This window comes from Chitinophaga sp. HK235 (assembly GCF_018255755.1).
Taxonomy (GTDB): domain Bacteria; phylum Bacteroidota; class Bacteroidia; order Chitinophagales; family Chitinophagaceae; genus Chitinophaga.
This window is the reverse complement of record NZ_CP073766.1, coordinates 4,631,799-4,657,484: the sequence shown is the minus strand read 5'-3', so window position 1 is coordinate 4,657,484 and position 25,686 is coordinate 4,631,799. Positions and strand designations below refer to the sequence as shown.

The following is a 25,686-nucleotide window of genomic DNA, read 5'->3' as shown; positions in this document are numbered from 1 at the left end:
TACCTTTTTTGAGAAAGTTGATCCCGTTTTTAATGGCTTTTTGGCTGTTACCGGCATTGCTATATGCACAGCGCGGTAACAAACAATCGCGCGCGGTACTTGAAAACCGTAAACAAGAGCTGTTGAAGGAAATTCAGGAAGCTACCCGCGCCCTGCAATCAACGCGCAAGTCCACCAAACAAAACCTGGGACTGCAAAAGGAACTACAGCAGAAAATAGAAAACCGCAATGCTCAGATCAGAAGCATTAACCAGGAAATAAACCAGATAGATGGCGATATCAGTAGTACTAACGATAACGTACAAACGCTGGAGAAAGAAGTGGATTCACTGCGCGCCCGTTATGCGCAACTGATCGTATACGCCTATAAAGCCAAAAGTGAATACGATGTACTTAACTTCCTGTTTTCGGCTACCAGTTTTAACGATGCACTCCGCCGTTACCACTACCTGCGGCAATACCGCGAAAACAGACGCCGTCAGGCAGAAAACCTGCTGGCCACCAAAGAACTGCTGGGCCAGAAACTGCAAAGCCTGGAGCAACAGCGGGCCCAGAAAGCAGGTGCATTATACTCCGAACAAAAGGTAAGAGGCACACTGATTGCCGACAAAAAAGAGACCGACCAGACGATCGTTCAACTGCAGGAGCAGGAGAAAGAAATACAGCAAAACCTGGAGCAAAGCAGGGCAGAAGCCCGTCAGGTAGACAAGGCCATCCAAAATGCCATCCGCCGGGAGATAGAAGAAGCCCGTAAAAGAGAGCTGGCTGCTGCTGCAGCGCGTAAACGGAAGGCAGAAGCCAAACGGAAAGCGCAGTTGGCTGCCCGGGAAGCTGCCCGTAAAAAAGCACTGGCAGCTGCTAAAAAAGCAGGTCGCAAACCTCCTAAAGTAACCGTGCCTGAAAAAGACGAAGACGACGATCCTCCGGTAAAAGAAACGCCTAAGGAAGATGTACTGGCTGCTACGCCGGAAGCATTGTCGTTGTCACGTGATTTCGAAGCTAACCGCGGAAGGCTTCCCTGGCCGGTAGATGCCGGCAGGATCTCTGGCCGGTTTGGTACCAGCTCGGTAGGAAAAGTGCAGGTAGAACACAATGGTATCGTGATCACTACGTCCAGAGGGGCAGCCGTAAAAGCAATCTTTGATGGAGAAGTGATAATGGTATTCAGTGTTCCGGGCGCAGGATATATGGTTACCCTGCGCCACGGAAAGTATTTTACCAACTATGTAAGGCTGGTGGATGTACGTGTTAAAAAAGGCATGGCGGTAAAACGTGGCCACGTGTTGGGAGCTGCTGCCGGCAGTGCTGTTGCCAGCAATGGTGAAATAGAATTACAGATTTACCGTAATATGGTGCTGCAGAACCCCGAACGGTGGATACGCCATCGTTAATGCAACTGTGCCTGCTGTTGTACCTGCTGCTGTAACACCTGCTCGTACAATGCCTCGTACTGCGGGATAATGTTGTCGATATGAAAACGCAGTGCCTGTGCCAATGCTCCCTTGCGGACTTTAGCCAGCAGTTCATCATCCTGCAGCAACTTCAATGCATTGGCTGCCATATCGTCCACATCTCCTACATCGCTCATATAACCGGTCTGGCCTGGAATATTGATTTCCGGAAGACCGCCGGCATTGGAGGAGATAACCGGTACCTGAGCAGCCATCGCTTCGAGGGCCGCCAGACCAAAACTTTCGTAATCAGATGGCAACAGGAAGAGATCGCTGATCGACATTACATCTTCCAGCTGTTCTTGTTTACCTACAAACCTTACATCTTCACAAATACCCAGGTCGCGGCAAAGGCATTCGATGGAGGGTCTGTCTGGTCCATCTCCCACCAGCAGTAATTTGGCAGGTATCTGTTCTCTCACTTTAGCAAAAACCTTTACTACATCAGGCACCCTTTTTACCTTACGGAAGTTGGACACATGCAGTAATATCTTTTCGCCATTGGGAGCGATGGCATTACGGAAATGAGGCATCTCCCGGCGACGGAAGCGCTGTGTGTCCACAAAGTTGTAGATCACGGAGATGTCTTTTTCTATCTGGAAATACTTGTAGGTCTCGTCCCGGAGGTTTTCGGATACGGCTGTGATGGCATCAGACTCGTTGATGGAGAAAGTTACCACCGGTGCGTAAGTCTTGTCTTTACCTACCAGTGTAATGTCGGTACCGTGAAGTGTGGTGATAAATGGCACCACCCTGCCTTGTTTACTTACGATCTGTTTGGCCAAATATGCCGTGGAGGCATGTGGGATCGCATAGTGCACGTGGAGCAGGTCCAGTTTCTGATTAAGGATTACATCCACCATGGTGCTGCTGAGGGCAGATTCATAGGGTGGGAAATCGAAGAGAGGATAGGTAGGGACCTGTACCTCGTGGTAATATATGTTGGCGTGAAATGCATTGAGCCTTACCGGTTGCTGGTACGTAATAAAATGTACCATATGGCCTTTATCTGCCAGGGCCTTGCCCAGCTCGGTTGCCAATACTCCACTACCACCGTATGTAGGATAACATACAATTCCTATACGCATGATCTTTTTTTTAACGAACGGAAAGCGATTAGTAAAAAGGCCCTGTTGTAAATGTGTGCCAGCGGCCAGATTACTTCGTATACGAAGGTAACGCTGAATTTTCAATTGGCGGAGACCCAAAAACCATTTATTTGTTATTTGTAAGAACACTGCCAATTAATTAGTTTTATTGCAAAATATAGCCGCTTATATGAGAAAACACCTTTTGCCAATTGTACTTACCTGCCTCCTGCCGGTAGTCAGCATGGCGCAACAACAGGATTCCCTTGTTTTAAGACAGATGGCCGATGAAGTACTGAGAAACAGTATCGCTTATGAAAACCTCCGCACACTGACTAAAACCGTTGGTGGCAGGCTGGCGGGTTCCCCTCAGATGGTCAAGGCAGAGCAATGGGGTGTGAAAGCCCTGAAAGCTGCCGGAGCAGACACCGTGTATCTGCAGGAATGTATGGTGCCCCACTGGGTAAGAGGTGAAAAGGAAGAAGCACGTATCGTATCCAAGCTCCGCGATTTTGTGTCACCGCTGAATATACTGGCCCTCGGTAATTCAGTAGGTACGGGTAAGGCCGGCCTTACCGCTCCGGTGCTGGAAGTAGCTTCCTTTGAAGACCTGGAAGCCAAAAAAGACCAGGTGAAAGGAAAGATCGTTTTTTATAACTACCACTTTAAACCGGAATTTATTAAAACCTTTTTCTCCTATAGAGATGCGGTGAAATACAGAGGCCAGGGTGCCAGCCAGGCAGCGAAATACGGTGCTGTGGCGATAATCCTGCGTTCCATGACACATGGGGCCAACAACTTCCCTCATACCGGTGCCATGTCTTATGACAGTGCCTACCCTAAAATCCCGGCAGTAGCCATTGGATTGGAGGATGCAGACCGCCTGAGCAGCCGGCTTAAAAAGGATAATTCTGCCCAGGTATACCTGCGCACCAACTGTCAGATGCTGAAGGATACCATCGGTCACAATGTGATCGGGGAAATCCGCGGCAGTAAATATCCGAACCAGTTTATCACTGTTGGCGGCCACCTCGATTCCTGGGATGCTGCCGAAGGCGCACATGATGACGGCGCCGGTTGTGTACAGTCTATTGAAGTGCTGCGCACTTTCAAAGCGATGGGCCTCAAACCTGCACGTACCGTGCGTGTGGTACTGTTTGCCAACGAAGAAAACGGTACCCGCGGTGGTAGAAAATATGCAGAGCTGGCCAAACAAAGAAATGAACAGCATGTTTTTGCACTGGAGAGTGATGCCGGTGGTTTCGCGCCCCGTGGTTTTACCTCTACCATGCCGGCCGATAAAAAAGCAAAGCTGCTGAGCTGGAGGCCGCTGCTGGAGCCCTATGGTTTCTATGACCTGGATGGCGAAGGTGGTGGTGCTGATATTGGTCATCTGCATCAGGCTCTCGGCACACCGATGGCCGAACTTTATCCGGACACACAACGTTATTTTGATGTTCATCATGCTGCCAATGATGTGTTTGAAGCGGTCAATAAACGTGAACTGGAGCTGGGTGCCATGGGTATGGCCGGCCTGATTTACCTGGTAGATCTTTATTTTTGATCATAATCACTACTAAACTATTCACATGGGCCGGTTTATTTTTATTATTGTCTCTATCATTATCCTGGTACTGGGCGGCACTGTCTTTTACAAATTCTACTTTGTATTTGGTAAAGGAGTAAAGGCGGGAGAGCTCAACTATTTTGTAGAGAAAGGCTATGTCTTCAAAACCTATGAAGGGAAATTGATCCAGTCAGGCTATAAAGGCCGTACAGCCGGAACAATTCAATCCAACGAATTTCAGTTTTCCGTGGCAGATGAGCGGATTGCCCAGCAGCTGATGATGGCCAGCGGTAAAACGGTGGAACTGCATTACAAGGAATACCTGGGCGCATTGCCCTGGCGTGGTTACAGTCCGTTTATTGTAGACAGTGTAATCAGCGTCAGAGAGCCGATCAGCAGAGACCTGCCGTAAATAATGAATAATCATAAAAGACGAAGACCTAAGCAGGATGCTTAGGTCTTCGTCTTTTATGTAATTAGCTGAGTTATGCGGGGACAGCGTAGAGTAAAAATATCGCTGGCCGTTTATGGAGGTCCGGCAGGGCGTTGCGCCATTCCCGGATGGTTTTTGTTTTGATATATTCTGCCGGGCCGGTGATATCAGCGGCAATACACAGCCGGGTATGGTCTTTACAGTTGTCCAGAATGTCTTTCAGCAGCTGATTGTTGCGGTAAGGTGTTTCTATAAACAACTGGGTTTGTTTTTTTCTTTCAGATTCTTCTTCCAGTTGTCGTAATGCTTTTCCTCTTTCGGGAGCTTTGATAGGCAGATAGCCGGTAAACTGGAAGTTCTGGCCATTCATGCCGGAGGCCATCAGGGCCAGCAGAATGGAGTTGGGGCCTACCATGGGTATTACCCGGGCATCAACGCTGTGGGCGGCTTGTACTACGAGATGACCAGGATCTGCGATGGCGGGGCATCCGGCTTCACTGAGGATGCCGATATCTGTACCGGCCAGTAACAGCTTTTTGGCCAGGGCCACATCCGGTGGCTGGTTCTCGTGCATGGGCAACAGCTGCAGTTCATCAATATTGATATTTCTATCCAGGGCTTTGAGATAACGGCGGGCAGTCCGCTCGTTTTCTACATAAAATACACGCAGTTCCTGCGCAATGGTAGTGATATAGGACGGAATGCTGAACAGGGCGTCAGCGCTCAACACAGTCGGAATCAGGTACACTTTGCCTGTAGCACTCATTATATCAGTTTTTTATGTTGTAAATCGATGGTAGCTGCAATGACAGCATAAGAGGGGGCCAGCATCCAGCCTAATACCGGCACCAGCATAAATATGTAGAACACCATCCCGTTGCCCAGGGCCATACCCCGGTGCTGGCGGATAAACTGAATGCTCTGTGCCATGCTCAGCCGGTGGCGTTCACAGCTATAGTCCATCATGGAAAAACCATAAAAATAAGCTTCTATGAAAAAGCCTATCATGGGCGTGATCCAGCCAACAATGGGTATAAACGAAACCACCAGCAAAATGAGAATAGCAGCTGTTTGGTATACGATATTACGGAATGACATCCGGATGCCCCGCCAGATATCCTGCCCCAGTTGTTTCCAGCTGAAAGGGAATTCGCGGTATTCCAGGATCGCTTCTGTTTTTTCAGAGAGGTACGAAAAAACAGGGGAGGCTACTATCAGGAACAGGTATTTGAAATAGGAGAAATACCAGAATACAAATATGATCCGCACAGAAAAAGCTACGAGGATAAAGAGAAAACTTACCCAGCTGCTTTCCAGGTCCTGTACCCATTCTGTGATGTGCAGCAGTCGGGTCAGGTATTCCACAAAATCACCGGAATATCCCCAAACAAAATAGAATCCCGTAAAGAACAATAAACAGTATATAATGCCGGGTATCAGAATCCACTTCCACAATTTATGCTGCATAATGAACTGGTGGGCCTTTCCATATGCTTGAATAGCCGACAATACCTCTCTGAATGAAAACAACGCCTGAATATTTTTTAGTGACAGAAAATATTTATCCCGAATGATTGAAGGATGAACGAAACTAAGGCAAAAATATTTTACTCCGGCCTGTATTTATGGAATTAATTGATTTTGCTGCATTCATGATAAAAAAAACCGTGCAGCAGTGCCACACGGTTCCGATATATTGATAAGTGACAGTAGCTGATTAGAAACGCGGACAAAGCGTTTTGTATTTGTTGTTCTCGTTTCTGGTATGGATGTAAATCAGGGATATCTCCAGACCGCCGCGGGCGTTGGATGCAGGGCGCAGGGAAGATACGTTGGTATCATAGGTAAGCCCTACCTGGAAGCCTTTGAACTGCATGCCTACATAAGGGATGATCGCATCTTTCAGACGATACCAGCTACCCAGGAAAAGCGTAGTGGGGTTGTCATCCACATCATCGAGAGTGAAGCCATAGGCGCCGCCAAAAGTGAATTCTGAAGCGGTGCTTTGTTTCATGTAAAGAATGCTGGTATGAAAACGATCTTTCCCGTTAACCGGTACAGAACCACCACCATGGAGGGTCCAGCGGTAGCTGAGGCGATTCTGGGTTTCGGCCATGAAAGATTCCACCGGCTGGGTGATATGGTAATAGGAAGCACCCAGGTAGATGTTGGACGATTCTCCGATCAAACCATTATATAAAATCCCGATGTTGGGATCGAAGTAGGATATTTTAGGATTTACCAGTGTTTCGTTGCTGGGAATCAATGGATTGTAGCCATTGTTGTCCATCTGGTTTTCGAACTGGAGCTTGGTGTTGTCTATCCGTTTTTGTACCAGCGTGCCTTGTAAGCCGATGGCAATGGTATGGTTGCCTTCCGGATCGAGACCTTTATGATAAGCCGTGCTGGCGGAAAGATAGGTCGAAGTCAGTGCTCCGCCGCCACTTCTGTCATATACTGCCATCAGCCCTACGCCCCAGATGTCTGTATAGGAAATCACGTTTTTCAGGATACCGAAGTCGATTGCAGCGGTACCGGTCACAAACGGCGTAGAGATGCTGCGCCATTGGGAACGGTAGTTGCCGGATAAACGATAATCACCTGAAAATAAACCTGTAAAGGCCGGATTGAGCGTAAGCGGAGAGGCAAAAAACTGAGAAAAGTGCGGATCCTGGGCCCGCAAAGAATTAATACATAAGAATATGGTCAAGAATAGTAAAGCTCTTTTCATATGATAAGCTTAAAAGCATAGGGTTTATGCAGTCGGGTGAAGGTACAGTAATTAAATCATATTTCAAATTAAATCCATGTGTAAAAATGTTAATAATGGAATAAAGCCTGATCTGTTAAATAAAATTACGGATTTGGATATTTAGAAGGTAGTGGAAATTCGTGTTACATCTGCACTATCTTTTAAACATTCAAATCCGTAAGCTGTAATTGGAAATTCCTTTTATTTAACGTCCGTTCCCGATTATTGTTGCAATTTATTTCCGAAGGCCAGATCACCGGCATCGCCGAGGCCTGGTACAATATAGCCTTTGGCGGTCAGTTCATCATCGATGTCACCGGCCCAGATAGTGATATTGGCTTTGCAGTTGCGGATCACATACTCGATACCTACTGTGCAGGCGATAGCCACTACGAGGTGAATGTGTCTGGGTTTACCGATGGCTTCCAGATGTTCGATGGTTTTTACCAGCGATGCGCCGGTAGCCAGCATCGGATCAGACAGGATCAGCACCTGGCCTTCAATGGAAGGGCTGCTGACATATTCCAGGCTGATATCAAAAGAGCCGTCGCGATTATGTTTACGGTAAGCTGAAATGAAGGCATGGTCTGCCTTGTCAAAATAATGCAGCAAACCCTGATGGAGCGCCAGTCCTGCCCGCAGGATGGTAGCCAGTACCGGTTGTTCTTTTAATACCCGGCAGTTAGCAATACCCATGGGCGTGGTTACTTCTTTCTCCACATATTCCAGCGTCTTACTGATTTCGTAGGCGGCTACTTCACCCAACCTTTCCATATTGCGACGGAAACGCATACGGTCCTGCTGAACATCCGCATTTCTGATCTCGCTTAGCCATTCTCCAACCAGCGAATTTGTTTCACTTAAATTGATTATCATATTTCTGCTTCCCTTTGAGCCGGCAAATTACCGAAAAATCGTGGAAACCTACTCCTGCTCCTTGCTAAGCAAACTGGCTTTTTTCACCAGCTGAACAAACTCTGCCCGGTAACCCTCTGTATCACTGCCTTTGGCGCTGGCAGCCAGTTTCATCACCTCGTTATAAGTAGCTGTTCCTTTAAAGGCGGAGTTACGCAGCAGTTGCCCGAAAGATGCTGCAGCAGCGGCCATCCGGAAATCTTCCGGCGCTTCTTCCACACGTTGACGGCTATAAGGAAGTATCTGCTGCATGAGCCGGCTTTTATCTTCCTGCGGTCTTTTGTAACGAAGTTTCACGGTCAGCACTTCTGGTTTATTGCCCACTATTGTGGTATGCTGGTATTTAAGCGGATCCACCCAGTTTACTTTACCTTCCTGATCCTTGCCCGCTACGGGGATGATCTCGTAAAGAGCGGTGACCGTGTGGCCTACGCCCATATCACCGGCATCTTTTTTATCATTGTTGAAATCCTCATTCTGCAGCATACGGTTTTCATAACCTACTAACCGGTACGACTGCACGAAAGTGGGATTAAATTCTATCTGCAGCTTCACATCTTTTGCGATGGTAAACAAGGTGCCGCCAAACTCGGTCACAAAGGTGCGGCGTGCTTCTTCGAAATTATCGATGTAGGCATAGTTGCCATTGCCCTTGTCGGCCAGCAGTTCCAGTTTGTTGTCTTTATAATTGCCCATGCCAAAGCCCAGCACAGAAAGGAAGATGCCCTTTTGTCTTTCTTTTTCTATGATGCGCATCAGCTCTCCATCGCTGGAAGGACCTACGTTGAAATCACCGTCTGTGGCCAGTATTACCCGATTGTTGCTGTTGGTATGGCGGTTTTCAGCAGCGATTTTATAGGCCAGCTGAATACCTTCTCCGCCGGCTGTAGAGCCGCCAGCCTGTAAGGATTCCAATGCTTCCAGTATTTTCTTTTTATCCTGGCCACTGGTAGAAGGTAGTACCACACCGGCAGCACCGGCATATACAACGATAGCCACTTTGTCCTGCGGCCGTAACTGCTGTACCAGCGCTGCAAAGGCACGTTTCACCAAAGGCAGTTTATTATCTTCATTCATCGATCCGGATACGTCCAGCAGGAATACGAGGTTGGATGGAGGCAGCTCCCTGGCGTCTACCTGCTTGCCTTTCAGGGCTATGCGCACCAGCTGATGACTGGTATTCCAGGGACAGATGGACATATCAGTATAGATAGATACCGGATCATTGTTGACAGGAGCCTTGTAGTGGTAATCAAAATAGTTGATCATCTCTTCTACCCGTACAGCATCTGCCGGAGGCATCTGTCCCTGGTTGAGAAAGCGACGGACATTACTATAGGAAGCCCTGTCCACATCAATGCTGAAAGTACTCAGCGGCTGATCGGTCACAGCATGAAAGATATTTTCATTGATAGGGCTGTAGTCTTCTGTATTAAAATTATCCTGGGGAGCGGGATAGGCCATTTTAACGGAATTGGTCATGTGCCGTTTGACGGCAACTCCGGCCACGCGGCCTGCGAGTGGTGTGGGTCTGGCGGGTTCCATCATAATAGCCTTATCGTCGTGGCTTACCATCACTTCCGACAGCTCCGGTTTTGGGGCAACCTGAAGGGGCTGCATTTTAAATGTCACAGTGTTTTGTGTGGCCGTAATATTCATCACGGCATTTTTGTAATTGGTGGCAATCGCCTCCAGGATAAGCGCACCAGCAGGGGCTTTCAGGCTAAAATGACCTTTGGTGTCGGTGGCTGCCATATAATCGGTGCCCTGTACCCGTACTACCGCATTAGGGATAGCGGTATTGTTATCGTTGCGTAACACGCTGCCGGTAATCACGCGCAGCTGGCCGGCAGCCTGTAAGACCAGCAGGCAGTTCAGCAGGAGTAAGGAAAGATATTTCTGCATATTGTTGGAATTTTCTGTGCACATGATGCCGGGTCAGATCTGTTTTCCATAAACCCAATAAAAAAAATTACCGGCAGGGAAATCCTACCTTTGCCAAAATTTTAGTTGATGGTATATAACGTGATAGGTACCATGTCCGGTAGTTCGCTGGATGGACTGGATATTGTTTTCGCCGAGCTGACGGAGATCAGGGGGCAATGGTCTTATGTTATCAAGGCATCTGAAAGCCTGCCTTACGAACCGGAATGGGTAGAGAAACTGGCTTCTGCCACTACACTTCCTGCCAGGGAATACCTGCTGTTGCATACTGCCTACGGGCATTATACCGGAAAGCGTATTCTGTCTTTTATCGAGAAGAATGAACTGGATCATAAAATACATTTTATCGCCTCTCATGGCCATACCACTTTTCATATACCAGGTAGTAAAATGACGGCTCAATTAGGCGACGGCGCAGCTATTACGGCGGTGACCGGCCTGCCGGTAATCACCGACCTGCGTGCGGTTGATGTGGCAATGGGGGGTCAGGGTGCTCCGATTGTACCAATAGGCGAAAAATATTTGCTGGGTGGTTATCAGTTCTGGCTCAACCTGGGCGGTATTGCCAATATTTCTGCTCAGCTGCCGGAAGGTTTTGTGGCATTCGATGTTTGCCCGGCCAACCGGGTGCTCAATGAGCTGGCAGCCATGCTCAACAAACCTTACGACGAAGGCGGTGCCCTGGCAGCCGGCGGTGTAACAGACGCGGCGCTGATGGAACAGCTGAATGCATTGGCTTATTATCAGCAGCCATCGCCTAAATCACTGGCGAATGAGTTTGGCACTGATACTGTGTTGCCGATGATCAACGCACTGCGTATATCCGTACAGGGTAAACTGCGTACGTATACAGAACATATCGCTGTACAGATCGCGAAAGCGGTAGAAACGCTGAAGGCCAAAATGCCGGAAGGCCCAGCCCAACTGCTGGTTACCGGTGGTGGAGCCTTTAATACTTTTCTGGTGGAGAATATCCGTCAACAGCTGGCCCCGCTGGGTGTTGAAGTAGCGGTACCGGACGAGCAGACAGTGGCATTTAAGGAAGCGCTGATCATGGCGCTGATCGGGACATTAAGATGGAGGCAGGAAGTGAATGTGCTGTCTTCCGTGACAGGTGCAGAACGCGATACCATCAATGGTGCGCTGTGGATCAGTCATTAAAACAGGTAGGAATTTCTCTGAAATATAAAGCCCCCGGAAGTACAGCACTTTCGGGGGCTTTTTTATGTAGATACGGATATATTATGCAGCATCTACCGGTGTAAATGCAAACTGATCTCCGTCAAACAGGCCAAGGTCACTGAGTTTCAGATGAGGGATTACCAGCAGGGCCATAAATGACAAAGTCATATAAGGAGAGGCTAAGGTCGCTCCCTGTTGTTTGGCTGCCTGGTCAAACCAGCTGTATTGTTCAGCAATCGTGTAGCCATCAAGGTTACTCATAAGTCCGGCAACCGGTAAGGGCAGTGCTTTAGCGCCTTCGGAGCCGGCAATGCTGATGCCTCCGCGGTGGCGGATGACTTCATTAACGGCAGCGCAGATGCTGTCGTCGTCGATGCCTGCAGCAATGATATTGTGACTGTCGTGTGCTACGGAAGAGGCAATAGCGCCCTGTTTCAGGCCAAAACCCCGGATAAAGGCGGTGGCAATGGGTGCTTCGCGGTAGCGGTTTACCACTACCAGCTTGATCACATCCTGTGGGGTATCGGTCATAATTAGTCCGTTAGCCACCGGCAGTTCTGCCTGGAGGGCATTGGTGATCAGTTGTCCGTCCAGAGCTTCCATGACTTTTACTTTTGCCGTATGGCCGTTTCCGTTAGCAGGTGTTCTGAAGTCAGCAGGTGTTTTGCTGTTGCAGACAAAGTTATTGACAGGAGTGCAAGGCACCGGGCTGATCAGTGTTTTACCATTTTCAGCAACTTTCTGACCGTTGATATAGGTAGCGAGGATATTAAAATCCCGGAGGTTGTCTGTAATAATAAAATCGGCAGGATCATTTTCCCGTAGTAGCCCGTTGTCGAGTTTATAGTGCAGTACCGGGTTTATACAGGCTGCCCGCAGTACTTTGAAGAGGTCGATGCCGTGTGAGAGAGCCCGTTTGACGAGCTGGTTGATATGGCCTTCCACCAGGTTGTCGGGGTGTTTATCGTCGCTGCAGAACATGATTTTTTCCGGGTAGTCGTGCAGGAGCGGAATAAGAGCCTCGAAGTTTTTAGCGGCGCTGCCTTCGCGGATCAGCACATGCATGCCATATTGCAGTTTTTCGCGTCCTTCTTCCAGGGTGAAACATTCGTGATCAGTGCTGATGCCCGCATTGATATAGGCTTTAGCTGCTTCGCCGGTGAGCCCTGGTGCATGGCCGTCTACCGGTTTACCATATTTGTGGGCCGCTGCTATTTTAGCCGTTACTTCCGGGTCTTTGTGGAGTACACCCGGGAAGTTCATCATTTCCGCGAGGTATTTGATATCGTCGCGTTGCAGCAGCTGATCTATATCGTGTACGCCTACTATGGCGCCGGCTGTTTCGAAGGTAGTAGCAGGCACGCAGGAGGGCGCCCCGAAATTAAATTTAAAAGGTACCTGTTTTCCATTGTCCAGCATAAACTGTACGCCTTCCACGCCCATTACATTGGCGATCTCGTGAGGATCGCTAACGGTGGCCACGGTGCCATGTACAACTGCCAGCCGTGCAAATTCAGAAGGAATAAGCATAGAGCTTTCTACGTGTACATGCGCATCGGTAAAGCCGGGCAGTATGTAATTCGGGTATTCGTTGCTGTTACGAATGATTTGTTGTATACGTCCATCTGCAATGTGCAGCGTGGCCGGATAAATTTCCTGTTGCAGAATATCTACAAGGTTGCCGGAGATCTGGTATGTATTCATGCCGTAAAGCTAAGGAATAGCCGGCATTTTCGGCATGTATGAAAAGGAGGGTACGTTTTTTGGTAACCATTGATCATTCAAAAAAATACAAACGATAGTTATGAAATATGTAAAGGTTTTTTCGCTGGCTGCAGGGATGTTGATGAGTAGTATGGTGATGCAGGCACAAACACTGACAGAGGTGCTGGATCATTACACCGAGGCCATGGGTGGGGCTTCCAGATTGAAGGCCCTCAAAACACAGTATATGGAAGGGGAGATGGTGCTGGAGGCGCAGGGCCTGAAGGTGCCGATCAGAAAATGGGTGAAGCAGGGAGAAGCCATGCGGGTAGAGTTTGATGTGAAGGATACTAAAAATATACAGGTGCTGAGAAAAGATGCTGGTTGGCAGTATATGCCGGTGACCGGCAAGCTGGAAGTGGAGGAAATTGAGCCGGTAGTGCGCAGACTGATGCTGCCGCAGCTGGATGTAACCGGTGAGTTGTTTGATATTGCAGCAAAGGGCAAGAAGGTGGAACTGCTGGGCAAAGACACGCTGGATGGTATGTCGGTGTACAAGCTGAAAGTGACGACTGCAGAAGGTTTTATAGGGTTTGCCTACCTGGATGCCACAAGTTTTTACCTGGTGAAGGCCACCAATGAAATTGATATCAATGGTCGGAAGGCAGAGCTGGTAACGCGTTTGTCGGATTACCGCAAAACCGTGGATGGATATGTTTATCCGGGTATGACCGAACAGTCACCGGTGGGGGCAAAGATACGGATCAATCATCTGGAAGTGAATCGGCCGGCAGCTGATTCACTGTTTGAGAAGCCGGCGGTGAAATAACGCGGCAGCCGGGGTAGAGATGCCCCGGCAGTATTTTTTATTTGTACAGCTTCATCATTTCTTTGGCTTCTTCAGCCACTTTATCGGCCAGGTGTTGCGGCTGCAGCACTTTTACCTGGGCACCATAGCTGAGCAGTGTCATGGTGAGTTCGGGATTAATAACCACATTGAGGGAGATGCGGCATTCCTTGCTGTTGTCTGCCAGCACTTGCTGGGAGGCATGTATGGGTTGTGATTTGATATATTTTCCCTGTTTGGGGGAGAAGGACAGCACTACATTTTCCGGTTCTCCATCATGTACGGTGATGCCGATGGCATGTTTGAAATAGCTGGCGTCATCGAAGTTTTTTTCATCAAAATGGTTCATGGTAGGCCATAGCGCCACCACTCTGTCGAGTGCGAAGGTGATGACAGCGCCGCCGCGGGTCTGCTGGCTTTTGCCGATCAGGTAAAAGCGGTGTTGGTATTCCCGGAGGTGGTAGGGTTCTACCCAATGTTCCTTGGGCTCGTTGCGGTCAAAGCTCTGGTAGGCGATGCGGATCACCTCCAGGTTTTTGATGGCGTCTACTATTTCGGGGATATGTTCGGCGCCTTTGTACTGGGAGGCACGTGCAAATTTGATCAGGCCTTTATGTTGAAGGGCTTCCCGGTTCATTTTCAGGCTGGCGGCTATTTTGAGGATAGCGTCTTCAAACTGCTGTACTACGGGCAGGCTGCGAAATTGTTCGAGTATGCCGATAGCGATTTCCAGGCCCTGGAGGTCTGCTTCTTCAATGGGAATGTTACTGATAGAGAAGGATTCATCGTCATAACGATAAGTGCGGCTGCTACGGTCGTATACGATGGGCGCCATGTAGTTGAGTTCAGGGTCCTGGCGCATATCCTGTATATCTTTCTGAATGGTGCGGGTGGAGATGGCAGCATCCATTTTTTCAGATACGTACTCAATCAGGTTATCGAGAGTGGGTTTTGGCAGCCTTTTATTGCGTAAACGCTCATCTATCCAGCGATAGCGCGAAACTGCGTCCTTGTTTTTTGGCACAAGAATTAATTTTTTGTGCTTAAAAATAAGCAATTCCGGGCTTTAGGGGGGTAGCAGGGAAAAAATTTCACAGGATATTGTCACTACGCAAATCCCTTGCGTGCAGAGCCGGTAGTTTTGTATCGTTATCAAAAAGCTGACAGTTATGAGTCAAACACATACAACAGCAACTATGCAAATGCAGGCCGTTTCAATAGGCCAGATCATTATGGACGATTCCAACTATCTGACATTATGGGGTCATGTGCAGCAGGATGGCGTGTGGTATCCTTGTGATCTTGTAACTACTTATGAAGTAATGAATACAATGTTAAGGTACAGCCATGAAAAAAATGATGCCGTACAAATGACCATTGTAAAGAAGCTGGAAGATATGCGTCACATCCCGGAAATCATTGATCTGGAAGCAGAACTGGGCAATGCTGTGGTGTTTGATAACATGCTTTTTTATTTGAGCAGGCCTGAACACCATGAATGGGAGATCTGTGCGGAAGATGCCTGTTATTTCATCCAGAAGGTAGTGGCTATGCCGGTGGTACCTCCACCTCCTCCGGCTCGTGCTGACCTGACTGAAAAAATGGAGCAGTGCCTGCAAACACTGCGCAACAATTATGACTTGTACCTTGGATTTATTGAAATAGAACTGGAAGATGAAGCAGCCCGAATAAAAGCCGGCCTGGCCGATGATCTCAGCTTCAGCATGGCTTATTATGCCTGGCAGTTACAATCTTCTCATCCATGATGATTTGAAACCCCATATCATCCAAACGTTTGTAAAACCTCTTGTCCATTGTCCCTTAACCCTTGAAATCCATAATCGTTTGTTAACCACTTTTTTAAAATCCCGATTGAATCCTGTTTGTTTGCCCGTTTGTTAACCCCAATAACCCTATTTGTTACCATTTAACCCCATAGATGCAAAAATGAAAGTGACCTATTCAAGATGACCAGCATCTTTATTGAAAAAGCCATTGCCGGGAGAAGTCAGGTAAAACGCATTCCAAAGGAGTGCCTCCGGCATAAAGACATTCATCCCCCTCAGTGATTGTCTGATATCACGGCCTCCAGTCCGGAAAGTTTACCTGGTCTTTCAAACATGTATCTGACGTGCTCTTCGGGAATATTTTCCCGAAGAGCCGGAGGAGGCAAAAGAAAAAGCATCAAACCTGTTCATCTGATTGTTGACCCTGAAAAACCTTACAGGAGAGCTTTCTTAAAAAAAAGCGTCCAAAATGAGAAAAAGTTCCTTTAAAGTCTATAATTTTTGTAGGAAAATGCTATTTTTGGACAAGTAAATTGTGAAATTATGAGTTTAAGACTGGGCGATACTGCTCCCAATTTCAAAGCTAAGACCACAATAGGGGAAATTGATTTTTACGACTACCTCGGAGACAGCTGGGGCGTATTATTTTCCCACCCTGCAGACTTTACACCGGTTTGTACGACAGAACTGGGTAAAACAGCGCTTTTAAATGGCGAGTTTGCCAAAAGGAACGTTAAAGTGCTGGCACTCAGCGTAGATCCTCTGGATAAACATATTAGCTGGATAGGAGATATTAACGAAACGCAACATTGTGACGTAACTTTTCCTATTATTGCAGATGAAGACAAGACAGTGGCCAACCTCTACGGTATGATCCACCCGAACGCTTCAGAAACCTTTACTGTAAGGTCCCTTTTTGTTATCGGTCCTGACAAAAAAGTAAAACTGACAATTACCTATCCGGCCTCTACCGGAAGGAACTTTAACGAGGTTTTACGCGTTATCGACTCCCTGCAGCTGACTGCTAACTACAGCGTAGCAACACCGGCAGACTGGAAAGACGGAGAAGATGTGATTGTTACGGCGGCAGTGCCCACCGCAGAAATTCCGGAGCGTTTTCCGAAAGGCCATAAAATCATTAAGCCTTATCTGAGAACAACACCACAGCCTAACAAATAAAAAGCGAATTCAACAAAGCCGATTTACTATCAACCAGGTAGCGGCTTATTATTATAAGAGTTTTTAATGGTTGGTTTTTGATTTTTACGAAGCGGGGATTTTTCCCCGTTTTTTTTTGCCCATAAAAAAAGCCCGCCGGCAATGATGCCAACGGGCCAGTATTAAACCAGACACTATATCTTAATTCCGGTGTTTTCTCAGTTGGTTCAGCACCGCACTGATATCTTTCGGGAGTGGAGCTTCTATCGTATATTCCTTACCGGATGGATCTTTAAACACCAGCATGGCGGCATGTAAAGCCAGTCTGCTCAGTAGTGGACGTTCCTCTTCTGTATGTTTGCCAAGCTTAAATTTTTTCTTGATGGCAGACAATAACACCGGCTGCGGACTGCCATACAATTCATCTACGGCAATAGGATGCCCCAGATATTTCATATGTACCCTGATCTGGTGGGTACGGCCCGTGTGGATCTGCCATTTCACCAGACTGTAGAGACCAAATGTCTCCAACACCTCATAATCAGTCAAAGAAGCCTTCCCTTTACGGTTGGTAACCATTTTGCCTTTCTGTACCGGATGCTCCATGATGCCTTCGCTGATAGAGCCTTTTGCTGGTGTAGGCTCTCCATGTACCAGTCCCAGGTAATATTTCTGTACATCCCTGCTTTCAAACAGCTGGGAGAAATATTTGTGGGCGGCCTCATTCCGGGCAAACAGGATAATACCGCTGGTGTCGCGGTCCAGACGGTGTACGGTGAATATTTCCCCGTACGCCTTTTTCATGATGGCAATCAGGGAAGTGAGTTCGTTGTCGTGCCTGTCGGGCAGTGTCAGCATGCCGGATGGCTTGTTAACGACTACAAAATCAGGTGTTTCCAGTAAAATATGCTCTTCTAATCGCACCAGCAGTTATTTTTTAAAATGTTTCAGCAGGATCACTTCTTTTTCGTTGAGATAGCGCCACTGGCCACGATTCAGTGTTTTTTTGGTCAGCCCGGCGTACATCACACGGTCCAGCTTTTCTACTGAATAGGAAAGGTGCTCGAAAATACGGCGTACGATACGGTTTTTACCGCTGTGGATCTCGATACCGATTTGCTTTTTATCTTTCGGATCTACATATCCCAGTGCATCCACGTAGGCAACGCCATCTTCCAGGGTGAGGCCCTCCACGATCTTTTCGAAATCGGCTTTGGTAAGCGGTTTGTCCAGTTCTACCTGGTAGATCTTTTTGATATTATGTTTGGGATGAGCCAGTGTTTGCGCCAGTTCGCCGTCATTGGTGAGCAACAGCAGTCCGGAGGTGTTGCGGTCCAGGCGGCCAACAGGATATACCCTTTCGTCGCCGGCAGCATCCTTAACCAGGTCCATCACGGTTTTACGTCCTTCCGGATCGTCGGTGGTGGTGATAAAGCCTTTGGGTTTGTTTAAAAGGATGTACACCAGGTTCTTGGTCAGGTTGATCTTTTTCTCGGAGAGCGTCACCACATCAGCGCCGGTTACTTTGGTAGCGGGTTCTGTGATGGTTTGTCCGTTGACGGTCACCTTACCTTCCTTGATGAAGTCTACTGCTTTTCTGCGGGAACAAAGCCCACAGTGCGCGATGTATTTATTCAACGGCATTTCGCCAGGAGCGAAAGTGCTTTCTTTGGATTCCCTACTGGTTTTGGAGAAGTCGCGGTTGCTTTTACCAGTACTTTTGGTGGCTACGCGTCTTTCTTTTTTGTCGGTAAAGCGGTCGTTGACACGGTCAAAGAATTTTTTACGGTTAAAGCCGCTGGGTGTTTCTTTATGACGTGCGCCGGTACCTTCGCTGGCATCTCCGTGGAAAGAGCTTTCTTCTTTACGGGAGTAGTTGTCAGCAGGTTTTTTACCAAAAGTCTTTTTGTCGCCGTAAGTCCGTTTACGCGGAGTGGCAGACTCATCTGCGGTATTGTCTTCTCTGAAGCTTTTGCGAACAGGTTTTTTACCATCGCCGAAAGAACGCTTGTGGGAAGTGGGTTTGTCTTCCGCTTCGAAGCCGGAAGTGCGTTTGCGGAACGCAGGTTTAGCTTCGTCGCTGTCTTTGCTGAAACTGCGTTTACGTTGTGGTTTGTCTTCCGCCTCGAAGCCGGAAGTACGTTTGCGGAACGCAGGTTTAGCTTCGTCGCTGTCTTTGCTGAAGCTGCGTTTGCGTTGTGGTTTGTCTTCACCATCGAAGGAACGTTTGCGGAAGTCGCCGGTGTTACCTTCTTTGTCGCTGCCGTAGGTACGTTTACGGAAAGCGGGCTTTCCCTCACCAGTGTTATCTTTTGCAGATGCTCTTCCAGGTCTTTCACCATCAAAGGAGGAGCGGTTGCGATTGCCTGCTGCCGGTTTACCGGTGCTGTCCGTTTTTCTTCCTTTAAAAGGAGCGGGACCCTTCTTAGCAGGTTGTTTCTTCTTCATAAATTATTATTAATTGATGGTCATGCTGGCATGACCCATAGAAATTTTTATTGTTCTGATTTAACCTTTGTTGGCCAGTTGTCCGCAGGCGGCATCGATATCTTTACCACGGCTCCGGCGTAATCTTGCATTCACACGATGTTTGCCGAGATATTCCATAAACTCCTCAGCGGTCTGTGAGTCTGGTTTCTGGAAACGGGCATTATCAATCGGATTGTATTCGATAATGTTTACCAGGTCGGCAGGTACCTGACGATAGATTTTAATCAGCTCGTCGGCGTCCTGTTTGGAGTCATTGAAGTCCTTGAAAAGGATATATTCAAATGATATCTCGTTTTCTGTGGCTTTATAAAAATAATTCAGGGCATCAACCAGTTCCTTCAGGCTGTTGGAATCGTTGATGGGCATGATTTCGCTGCGCTTTTTATCGTTGGCGGCGTGTAAAGACAGGGCCAGGTTAAAACGAACTTTGTCATCGCCCAGCTGGCGGATCATTTTAGCGACACCTGCCGTGGAAACGGTGATTCGTTTTGGGGACATGCCTAAACCATCAGGAGCAGTGATCCTTTCGATGGCATGCAATACGTTTTTATAGTTGAGCAGGGGTTCTCCCATGCCCATAAATACGATGTTGGTAAGTTTCTTTCCGTTATGCTCCATGGCCTGCTGGTTGATCAGGGCCACTTCATCATATATTTCATCGTAATCCAGGTTACGTTTGCGATCCATATAACCGGTAGCACAGAACTTACAGCTGAGGCTGCAGCCTACCTGCGAAGACACACAAGCGGTCTGCCGGGTGTCGGTAGGGATCAGTACCCCTTCTACCAGGTGATTATCGTGCAAACGGAAACGGCTTTTAATAGTACCATCGTTGCTATGCTGAGTAGCATCCACTTTTACGGCCGGGAGGGTAAAGTTCTCCTCCAGCTTATGACGCAGGTCTTTCGACAGGTTGGTCATAGCCTCAAAGCTGCCTGCATGACGGAGCCAGATCCATTCGTACACCTGTTTGGCACGAAAGGCCTTTTCACCAATAGACCCGAAATATTCCTGTAATGCTGGTAGGCTTAAATGCCGGATATTTTTTTTGTCAGACTTCATTATTGACTGTTATATGAGCAAATGGCTGCCTTACGGCAGTCGGAAAGCATCTGCAAAGATATATAAAATAGCTGTTAGCCCCGTTGGGTTTACCATAATTGATTGCTAAATTGTTCAAAATGAATAAATTAGATAAGATTTGGTGGATAATACAGACCGCTGATAGCTGGTTGAGACAGCTTAGATTTGTGCAGGATTGCCGGCTGTGCCAGGTAAATGAAGCCTTCCGGTGCCACCTTTTCTGCAGACCCTGCCTGAAGGGAAAAAGAGTTTATATTGCAAGTAAACCAATTGATCAACATGCAAGTTGCCTACATTGTAGATGCGGTACGTACACCTATAGGCCGGTATGGCGGTGTGCTGAGCACTGTTCGCCCGGATGATATGCTGGCCCATGTGCTGAAAGCACTGATGAGCCGTAATCCTTCTGTAGATCCGGCCGCCATTGAAGACGTAATTGCCGGTGCTGCCAACCAGGCGGGGGAAGACAATCGTAATGTGGCCCGTATGTCCGCTTTGCTGGCAGGACTGCCGGTAACGGTGGCGGGCAATACCGTAAACCGTTTATGCGCTTCCGGTATGCAGGCCATTATGGATGCTGCCCGTGCTGTGATGTGCGGAGAAGGTGAGGTGTATCTGGCTGGTGGCGTGGAAAGCATGACCCGTGCGCCTTTTGTAATGGGTAAGGCAGACGGGCCTTTCAGCCGTAAATCGGAGATGTTCGATACTACCCTCGGCTGGCGTTTTACGAATAAAGCCCTGGCCGATCTCTATCATCCTTACTCCATGGGAGAAACGGCCGAAAATGTAGCACAGCAATGGAAGATAGGAAGGGAGGAACAGGACCTGTTTGCCCTGCGCAGCCAGCAGCGTTATGCAGCAGCGCAGCAGGCAGGCCGCTGGACTGATGAAATAATACCGGTTACCATTACGCTCAACAAAGAGGAGCAGGTGATTTCCAGGGATGAGCATCCGCGGGAAACAACCCTGGAGAAGCTGGCGTCGCTGCGCCCGGCTTTCGCTAAAGATGGTTCGGTGACGGCGGGGAATTCCTCCGGTATCAATGATGGCGCGGCTGCCGTGATGATTGTTTCTGAGAAGGCGCTGCAGCGGTTTAATCTGAAGCCGCTGGCCATGGTGCGTGCTATCGGGGTGGCGGGCGTAGATCCTTCCATCATGGGAGTAGGTCCTATACCTGCCACCAGGAAGGCATTGCAAAGGGCTGGCCTCACAATAGATCAGTTACACCTGGCTGAATTCAACGAAGCCTTTGCTGTACAGGTGCTGGCGTGTATGCGTGATCTGTCTGTTAATCCTGATATAGTGAATGTAAACGGTGGTGCTATTGCGATAGGGCACCCGCTGGGCTGTAGTGGCGCACGTATCACCGCTACCTTGCTGCATGAGATGAAACGCCGTCCGGAAGCGCGGTATGGCCTTGCTACCATGTGTATTGGCGTAGGGCAGGGGGCTGCGATGGTTTTTGAAAAATGCTGAGGACTGGCCTAAAAATAACGAGCGGTCGGACATTACATCCGGCCGCCCGCTGCTGGCAAGCAAAAAAGGGTCGTTCATAGACAAATTTGCTTCTCCGTCATCATCTTCCGGAGATTGATCAGGCCATACCGCATACGACCCAAGGCGGTATTGATGCTCACTTGCGTGAGATCTGCAATTTCTTTAAAGCTGAGTTCTGCGTAATGTCGGAGGATAATGACTTCGCGTTGTTCTTCCGGTAACATGTCCAGCATAATCCGGACACGGTCGTGGCTCTGGCGGGTAATGATTTTATCTTCGACACAGGCATCGCTGAATCCCAGTACATCGAATATATCTTTATCGTCGCCGGTTTTGATCATCGGCGTCCGTTTTATTTTTCTAAAGTGGTCAACACACAGGTTGTGCGCAATACGCATGGCCCAAGGTAAAAACTTCCCTTTCTCCGTATAACGTTCAGCCCTGATAGTGTCGATGATTTTGATGAAAGTGTCCTGGAAAATATCTTCCGCAAGAAAGGAATCCTTTACAAGCAATAAGATGGAAGTATACACCTTGTCTTTATGACGGTGAACCAATTCCTCCAATGCTGAAGTGTGTCCTTTCTTAAAAAGGGTAATCAACTGCTCGTCGCACAATTTGTACATTATTTGCATAAACTTCTACAACTAGAACGGGTTAGTAAATAAATACTGACTTTACAGCCTGTTGGTTGTTTAAATTGAGTAGAGTTTATGCGATAGTGAGCAGTTTAAAGCGTTAAAGATTTCGTTACTTATTCCAAGGTATAGAACAGGTTCTTTGCAAATATAAAAGAATACTTCAATAAAACAAATAATCCAGATAGCTTTTTAGCGCACGCATATTAGCTTTTAGCCTATTTGGGGTTTTCTTTTCCGGTTAATTTTCTATTAATGATTTGCGGGGCTAATTACTATTCAACTAACATCTTTTCCCTTAAATTTGTTCTGTCATGGCAACAAAAACTAAGAAAAAAGAAACCATCATTGATCCTCAGCAGGTTAACCCTCAGGACAATATCTTCATAAAAGGCGCGAGGGTCCACAATCTTAAGAATGTGAGCGTCTCCATTCCCCGCAATAAAATGGTAGTGGTGACTGGTGTCTCGGGTTCGGGAAAATCTTCCCTCACAATGGACACACTGTATGCTGAAGGACAGCGTCGTTATGCGGAGAGCCTCAGTGCCTACGCACGTCAGTTCCTTATGCGTATGAACAAACCGGATGTTGACTACATTAAAGGCATCTGTCCAGCCATCGCTATCGAGCAGAAGGTAATCACCCGCACGCCCCGTTCTACCGTAGGCTCTATGACGGAGATCTACGATTACCTCCGGCTGCTGTTTGGCCGCATCGGGAAAACCTATTCCCCTGTGTCTGGTCAGCTGGTGAAAAAACATGAGGTAAGCGATGTGGTGGACTTTATCACCACACTGAAGCATGGCAGCAAAGTATTGCTGCTGGCACCTTTTCGCCGTCATGCCAAGCGTGATGTGAAAGAAGAGCTCAACATCCTCATGCAGAAAGGTTTTTCCCGCCTGTATTCTCCTGCTGCGGAAGGAAACGGACTGCTGCGCATCGAAGAGTTGATAGAACAGAAAAAACCTGCTGTGCCGGCAGATGCATGGGTACTGATAGACAGGCTGGTAACCAAGGATTTTGAGGAAGATGATAAACATCGTATAGCCGATAGCGTACAGACGGCTTTTTACGAGAGCGAAGGTGACTGCTACGTGGAAGTGGACGGCAACAACATCACCCACTTTGCGAATCGTTTTGAACTGGACGGTATCCAGTTTGAAGAGCCGGTGCCTAACCTGTTCTCTTTCAATAACCCTTACGGTGCCTGCCCCACCTGTGAAGGCTTTGGTCAGGTATTGGGTATCGATGCCGATCTCGTGATGCCGGATAAACGCCTGAGTGTATTTGAAGGAGCGATCGCGCCGTGGAGAGGAGAAAAAATGGGCGAGTACAAAGAGGCCCTGGTTAAAGTGGCCCGCAAATTTAACTTCCCCATACACAAACCGATAGCAGACCTTACCAACGAACAGGTACAGCTGCTGTGGACCGGTAATGAGCATTTCTACGGACTCAATGAGTTCTTCAAAATGGTAGAGCAGAACCTCTACAAAGTACAATACCGTGTACTGCAGGCACGCTATCGCGGACGTACCATATGCCCAGACTGTGGCGGCGGCCGTCTGCGTAAGGAAGCACTCTACATCAAGGTGGGCGGAGACAACATCGCCCAGCTGGTAGACATGCCTGTGGCAGACCTGAAAACATGGTTCGACAATCTCGAACTGAATGAATATGATCAGCAGGTAGCCAAACGTATCCTGTTTGAAATCAATCATCGCCTGAAAACATTACTGGACGTAGGGTTAGGATACCTGACACTCAACAGGGTGGCCAATACCCTCAGTGGTGGCGAAAGTCAGCGTATTCAGCTGACCCGCACTCTGGGCAGTAACCTCACCAACTCCATGTACATCCTTGATGAGCCCAGCATAGGACTGCATGCCCGCGATACACACCGGTTGATCAATGTACTGAAGGAGCTGCGCGACCTCGGTAATACCGTAGTGATCGTGGAGCACGATGAGCAGATCATGGAAGAAGCCGACTACATCATCGATATGGGGCCGCTGGCCAGCCATCTGGGCGGTGAAGTGATTTTCGCCGGCACCTATCAGGAGATACTGACCGACCCCCAAAGCCTTACCGGCAAATATCTCGGCGGTACTCTCCGTATAGATCCGCCACAAAAACTGCGTAAATGGAAAAAAGCCATCACGCTGGAAGGCTGCCGTCAGCATAATCTGAAAGATATTACGGTAGACTTCCCACTGGAAGTGTTCACGGTTGTAACAGGTGTGAGTGGTTCCGGGAAAACCACTCTGGTAAAACAAATCCTCTATCCTGCCCTCATGAAGCTGAAAGGAGAGTTTGCCGAAAGGGTAGGGTATCACAAAGTCATGAAAGGCGCTGTAGATGATATCACCCAGATTGAAATGGTGGACCAGAACCCAATCGGAAAATCATCCCGCTCCAATCCGGTGACCTACATCAAAGCATACGATGAAATCAGAGACCTGTTTTCCAAACAGCCACTGAGCAAGATGCGCGGGTTCCAGCCCAAACATTTTTCATTCAACGTAGACGGAGGCCGCTGTGATGCTTGTAAGGGTGAAGGTGAAGTAGTAGTGGAAATGCAGTTCCTCGCGGATGTACACCTGTTGTGCGAAAGCTGCGGCGGTAAAAAGTTCAAGGACGAAGTGCTGGAAGTGACCTATAAAAACAAGAATATCTACGAAATACTGGAACTCAGTGTAGATGAGGCATTGGAGTTTTTTAAGGATGAAAAAGATGTTTGCAATAAAATCAAGCCGTTGAGCGATGTTGGTTTAGGGTATATCAAACTGGGACAAAGCAGCGATACCCTGAGTGGCGGTGAGGCACAGCGTGTGAAACTGGCTTCCTTCCTGGGTAAGGGTAAAGCACAGGGCAAGATCCTGTTTATCTTCGATGAACCTACTACGGGCCTCCATTTTCATGATATCAAAAAGCTGCTTAACTCTTTCAATGCACTGATTGATCAGGGGCATACGGTGCTGGTGATCGAGCATAATCTCGATGTGATCCGCAGTGCCGACTGGGTGATCGACCTGGGGCCTGAAGGCGGTGCTGGTGGCGGAAATCTGCTGTATACCGGCGTTCCGGAAGGATTGAAAAAAGTGAAGGAAAGTTATACCGGGAAGTTTATTTAAAAAGATAAAGGGCGCGGAT

General features: G+C 48.1%; 21 protein-coding genes. 9 read left to right on the top strand and 12 right to left on the bottom strand.

The window, feature by feature from the left end:
• Positions 1-8: 8 nt before the first annotated feature.
• A complete protein-coding gene (locus tag KD145_RS17065) occupies positions 9-1,391 on the top strand; it encodes a murein hydrolase activator EnvC (RefSeq protein ID WP_212000154.1) in 1,383 nt (460 codons plus the stop codon).
• On the opposite strand, the gene bshA is transcribed toward KD145_RS17065, so the two are convergent.
• Positions 1,388-2,539, bottom strand: a complete 1,152-nt coding sequence (gene bshA / locus KD145_RS17060; RefSeq protein ID WP_212000152.1) for an N-acetyl-alpha-D-glucosaminyl L-malate synthase BshA — start codon at positions 2,537-2,539, stop codon at positions 1,388-1,390. The genes KD145_RS17065 and bshA overlap by 4 nt on opposite strands.
• Before the next feature lie 190 nt (positions 2,540-2,729).
• Here bshA and KD145_RS17055 point away from each other — a divergent pair, with 190 nt between their 5' ends.
• Both KD145_RS17055 and KD145_RS17050 read left to right on the top strand, forming a co-directional pair.
• Entirely contained in the window at positions 2,730-4,103 is a 1,374-nt protein-coding gene (locus tag KD145_RS17055; RefSeq protein ID WP_212000150.1) for a M20/M25/M40 family metallo-hydrolase, read from the top strand.
• Positions 4,104-4,128: 25 nt separating this feature from the next.
• Entirely contained in the window at positions 4,129-4,518 is a 390-nt protein-coding gene (locus KD145_RS17050; RefSeq protein ID WP_212000149.1) for a hypothetical protein, read from the top strand.
• A gap of 73 nt (positions 4,519-4,591) precedes the next feature.
• Here KD145_RS17050 and KD145_RS17045 read toward each other — a convergent pair whose 3' ends face one another.
• The 5 genes from KD145_RS17045 to KD145_RS17025 form a co-directional block, all read right to left on the bottom strand.
• Positions 4,592-5,305 carry an SAM-dependent methyltransferase gene (locus KD145_RS17045; protein ID WP_212000148.1) on the bottom strand — a complete coding sequence of 238 codons (714 nt, stop codon included), beginning with the start codon at positions 5,303-5,305 and terminating at the stop codon, positions 4,592-4,594.
• A complete protein-coding gene (locus KD145_RS17040; protein ID WP_256441317.1) occupies positions 5,305-6,048 on the bottom strand; it encodes an EI24 domain-containing protein in 744 nt (247 codons plus the stop codon). Before KD145_RS17040 ends, KD145_RS17045 begins: the two co-directional genes overlap by 1 nt.
• Positions 6,049-6,256: 208 nt before the next feature.
• A complete protein-coding gene (locus KD145_RS17035) occupies positions 6,257-7,270 on the bottom strand; it encodes a PorP/SprF family type IX secretion system membrane protein (RefSeq protein ID WP_212000146.1) in 1,014 nt (337 codons plus the stop codon).
• A gap of 243 nt (positions 7,271-7,513) precedes the next feature.
• Positions 7,514-8,167 carry a uracil phosphoribosyltransferase gene (upp, locus tag KD145_RS17030; protein ID WP_212000144.1) on the bottom strand — a complete coding sequence of 218 codons (654 nt, stop codon included), beginning with the start codon at positions 8,165-8,167 and terminating at the stop codon, positions 7,514-7,516.
• A 48-nt stretch (positions 8,168-8,215) separates the two neighbouring features.
• Positions 8,216-10,111 carry a von Willebrand factor type A domain-containing protein gene (locus tag KD145_RS17025; RefSeq protein ID WP_212000142.1) on the bottom strand — a complete coding sequence of 632 codons (1,896 nt, stop codon included), beginning with the start codon at positions 10,109-10,111 and terminating at the stop codon, positions 8,216-8,218.
• A gap of 108 nt (positions 10,112-10,219) precedes the next feature.
• Here KD145_RS17025 and KD145_RS17020 point away from each other — a divergent pair, with 108 nt between their 5' ends.
• Entirely contained in the window at positions 10,220-11,311 is a 1,092-nt protein-coding gene (locus KD145_RS17020; protein ID WP_212000140.1) for an anhydro-N-acetylmuramic acid kinase, read from the top strand.
• 81 nt (positions 11,312-11,392) lie between these two features.
• Here KD145_RS17020 and ade read toward each other — a convergent pair whose 3' ends face one another.
• A complete protein-coding gene (gene ade / locus KD145_RS17015; protein WP_212000139.1) occupies positions 11,393-13,036 on the bottom strand; it encodes an adenine deaminase in 1,644 nt (547 codons plus the stop codon).
• A 100-nt stretch (positions 13,037-13,136) separates the two neighbouring features.
• On the opposite strand from ade, the gene KD145_RS17010 reads away from it, so the two are divergent.
• The gene (locus tag KD145_RS17010) at positions 13,137-13,865 is read left to right on the top strand and encodes a hypothetical protein (RefSeq protein ID WP_212000138.1); all 729 of its coding nucleotides are present in this window, start codon (positions 13,137-13,139) and stop codon (positions 13,863-13,865) included.
• A 37-nt stretch (positions 13,866-13,902) separates the two neighbouring features.
• On the opposite strand, the gene KD145_RS17005 is transcribed toward KD145_RS17010, so the two are convergent.
• A complete protein-coding gene (locus tag KD145_RS17005; RefSeq protein ID WP_212000136.1) occupies positions 13,903-14,907 on the bottom strand; it encodes a YafY family protein in 1,005 nt (334 codons plus the stop codon).
• A 145-nt stretch (positions 14,908-15,052) separates the two neighbouring features.
• Between KD145_RS17005 and KD145_RS17000 the strand changes: the two genes are divergently transcribed.
• Together KD145_RS17000 and KD145_RS16995 are read left to right on the top strand one after the other, a co-directional pair.
• On the top strand, positions 15,053-15,649 hold the full coding sequence (locus tag KD145_RS17000) for a hypothetical protein (protein ID WP_212000134.1): 597 nt from the start codon (positions 15,053-15,055) through the stop codon (positions 15,647-15,649).
• 564 nt (positions 15,650-16,213) lie between these two features.
• Positions 16,214-16,849 carry a peroxiredoxin gene (locus KD145_RS16995; RefSeq protein WP_212000133.1) on the top strand — a complete coding sequence of 212 codons (636 nt, stop codon included), beginning with the start codon at positions 16,214-16,216 and terminating at the stop codon, positions 16,847-16,849.
• A gap of 180 nt (positions 16,850-17,029) precedes the next feature.
• Here the strand turns inward: KD145_RS16995 and KD145_RS16990 are convergent, their stop codons facing one another.
• From KD145_RS16990 to rlmN, 3 genes are read right to left on the bottom strand one after another with little or no spacing between them, the layout of a single operon-like run.
• Complete coding sequence (locus KD145_RS16990) at positions 17,030-17,752, bottom strand: RluA family pseudouridine synthase (protein ID WP_212000132.1); 723 nt, start codon at positions 17,750-17,752, stop codon at positions 17,030-17,032.
• Between the two features lie 6 nt (positions 17,753-17,758).
• Positions 17,759-19,276 (bottom strand): pseudouridine synthase, encoded by a 1,518-nt coding sequence (locus tag KD145_RS16985; protein WP_212000131.1) that lies wholly within the window; start codon positions 19,274-19,276, stop codon positions 17,759-17,761.
• 60 nt (positions 19,277-19,336) lie between these two features.
• On the bottom strand, positions 19,337-20,380 hold the full coding sequence (gene rlmN, locus KD145_RS16980) for a 23S rRNA (adenine(2503)-C(2))-methyltransferase RlmN (protein WP_212000129.1): 1,044 nt from the start codon (positions 20,378-20,380) through the stop codon (positions 19,337-19,339).
• Between the two features lie 300 nt (positions 20,381-20,680).
• Between rlmN and KD145_RS16975 the strand changes: the two genes are divergently transcribed.
• On the top strand, positions 20,681-21,877 hold the full coding sequence (locus tag KD145_RS16975) for an acetyl-CoA C-acyltransferase (RefSeq protein ID WP_212000125.1): 1,197 nt from the start codon (positions 20,681-20,683) through the stop codon (positions 21,875-21,877).
• A gap of 74 nt (positions 21,878-21,951) precedes the next feature.
• On the opposite strand, the gene KD145_RS16970 is transcribed toward KD145_RS16975, so the two are convergent.
• On the bottom strand, positions 21,952-22,533 hold the full coding sequence (locus KD145_RS16970; RefSeq protein ID WP_374223483.1) for an RNA polymerase sigma factor: 582 nt from the start codon (positions 22,531-22,533) through the stop codon (positions 21,952-21,954).
• 317 nt (positions 22,534-22,850) lie between these two features.
• Between KD145_RS16970 and uvrA the strand changes: the two genes are divergently transcribed.
• On the top strand, positions 22,851-25,667 hold the full coding sequence (gene uvrA, locus KD145_RS16965; protein WP_212000124.1) for an excinuclease ABC subunit UvrA: 2,817 nt from the start codon (positions 22,851-22,853) through the stop codon (positions 25,665-25,667).
• The last annotated feature ends 19 nt before the right edge of the window (positions 25,668-25,686 follow it).

What these genes read in the sequence shown, in the direction of transcription:
- KD145_RS16995 (WP_212000133.1), top strand. Translation starts at nt 16,214, where the DNA reads ATGAGTTTAAGACTGGGCGATACTGCTCCCAATTTCAAAGCTAAGACC.
- KD145_RS17010 (WP_212000138.1), top strand. Translation starts at nt 13,137, where the DNA reads ATGAAATATGTAAAGGTTTTTTCGCTGGCTGCAGGGATGTTGATGAGT.
- rlmN (WP_212000129.1), bottom strand. Translation starts at nt 20,380, where the DNA reads ATGAAGTCTGACAAAAAAAATATCCGGCATTTAAGCCTACCAGCATTA.
- KD145_RS17045 (WP_212000148.1), bottom strand. Translation starts at nt 5,305, where the DNA reads ATGAGTGCTACAGGCAAAGTGTACCTGATTCCGACTGTGTTGAGCGCT.
- KD145_RS16975 (WP_212000125.1), top strand. Translation starts at nt 20,681, where the DNA reads ATGCAAGTTGCCTACATTGTAGATGCGGTACGTACACCTATAGGCCGG.
- KD145_RS17035 (WP_212000146.1), bottom strand. Translation starts at nt 7,270, where the DNA reads ATGAAAAGAGCTTTACTATTCTTGACCATATTCTTATGTATTAATTCT.
- KD145_RS16970 (WP_374223483.1), bottom strand. Translation starts at nt 22,533, where the DNA reads ATGCAAATAATGTACAAATTGTGCGACGAGCAGTTGATTACCCTTTTT.
- KD145_RS17025 (WP_212000142.1), bottom strand. Translation starts at nt 10,111, where the DNA reads ATGCAGAAATATCTTTCCTTACTCCTGCTGAACTGCCTGCTGGTCTTA.
- uvrA (WP_212000124.1), top strand. Translation starts at nt 22,851, where the DNA reads ATGGCAACAAAAACTAAGAAAAAAGAAACCATCATTGATCCTCAGCAG.
- KD145_RS17020 (WP_212000140.1), top strand. Translation starts at nt 10,220, where the DNA reads ATGGTATATAACGTGATAGGTACCATGTCCGGTAGTTCGCTGGATGGA.
- ade (WP_212000139.1), bottom strand. Translation starts at nt 13,036, where the DNA reads ATGAATACATACCAGATCTCCGGCAACCTTGTAGATATTCTGCAACAG.
- KD145_RS17050 (WP_212000149.1), top strand. Translation starts at nt 4,129, where the DNA reads ATGGGCCGGTTTATTTTTATTATTGTCTCTATCATTATCCTGGTACTG.
- KD145_RS16985 (WP_212000131.1), bottom strand. Translation starts at nt 19,276, where the DNA reads ATGAAGAAGAAACAACCTGCTAAGAAGGGTCCCGCTCCTTTTAAAGGA.
- KD145_RS17000 (WP_212000134.1), top strand. Translation starts at nt 15,053, where the DNA reads ATGAGTCAAACACATACAACAGCAACTATGCAAATGCAGGCCGTTTCA.
- upp (WP_212000144.1), bottom strand. Translation starts at nt 8,167, where the DNA reads ATGATAATCAATTTAAGTGAAACAAATTCGCTGGTTGGAGAATGGCTA.
- bshA (WP_212000152.1), bottom strand. Translation starts at nt 2,539, where the DNA reads ATGCGTATAGGAATTGTATGTTATCCTACATACGGTGGTAGTGGAGTA.
- KD145_RS17055 (WP_212000150.1), top strand. Translation starts at nt 2,730, where the DNA reads ATGAGAAAACACCTTTTGCCAATTGTACTTACCTGCCTCCTGCCGGTA.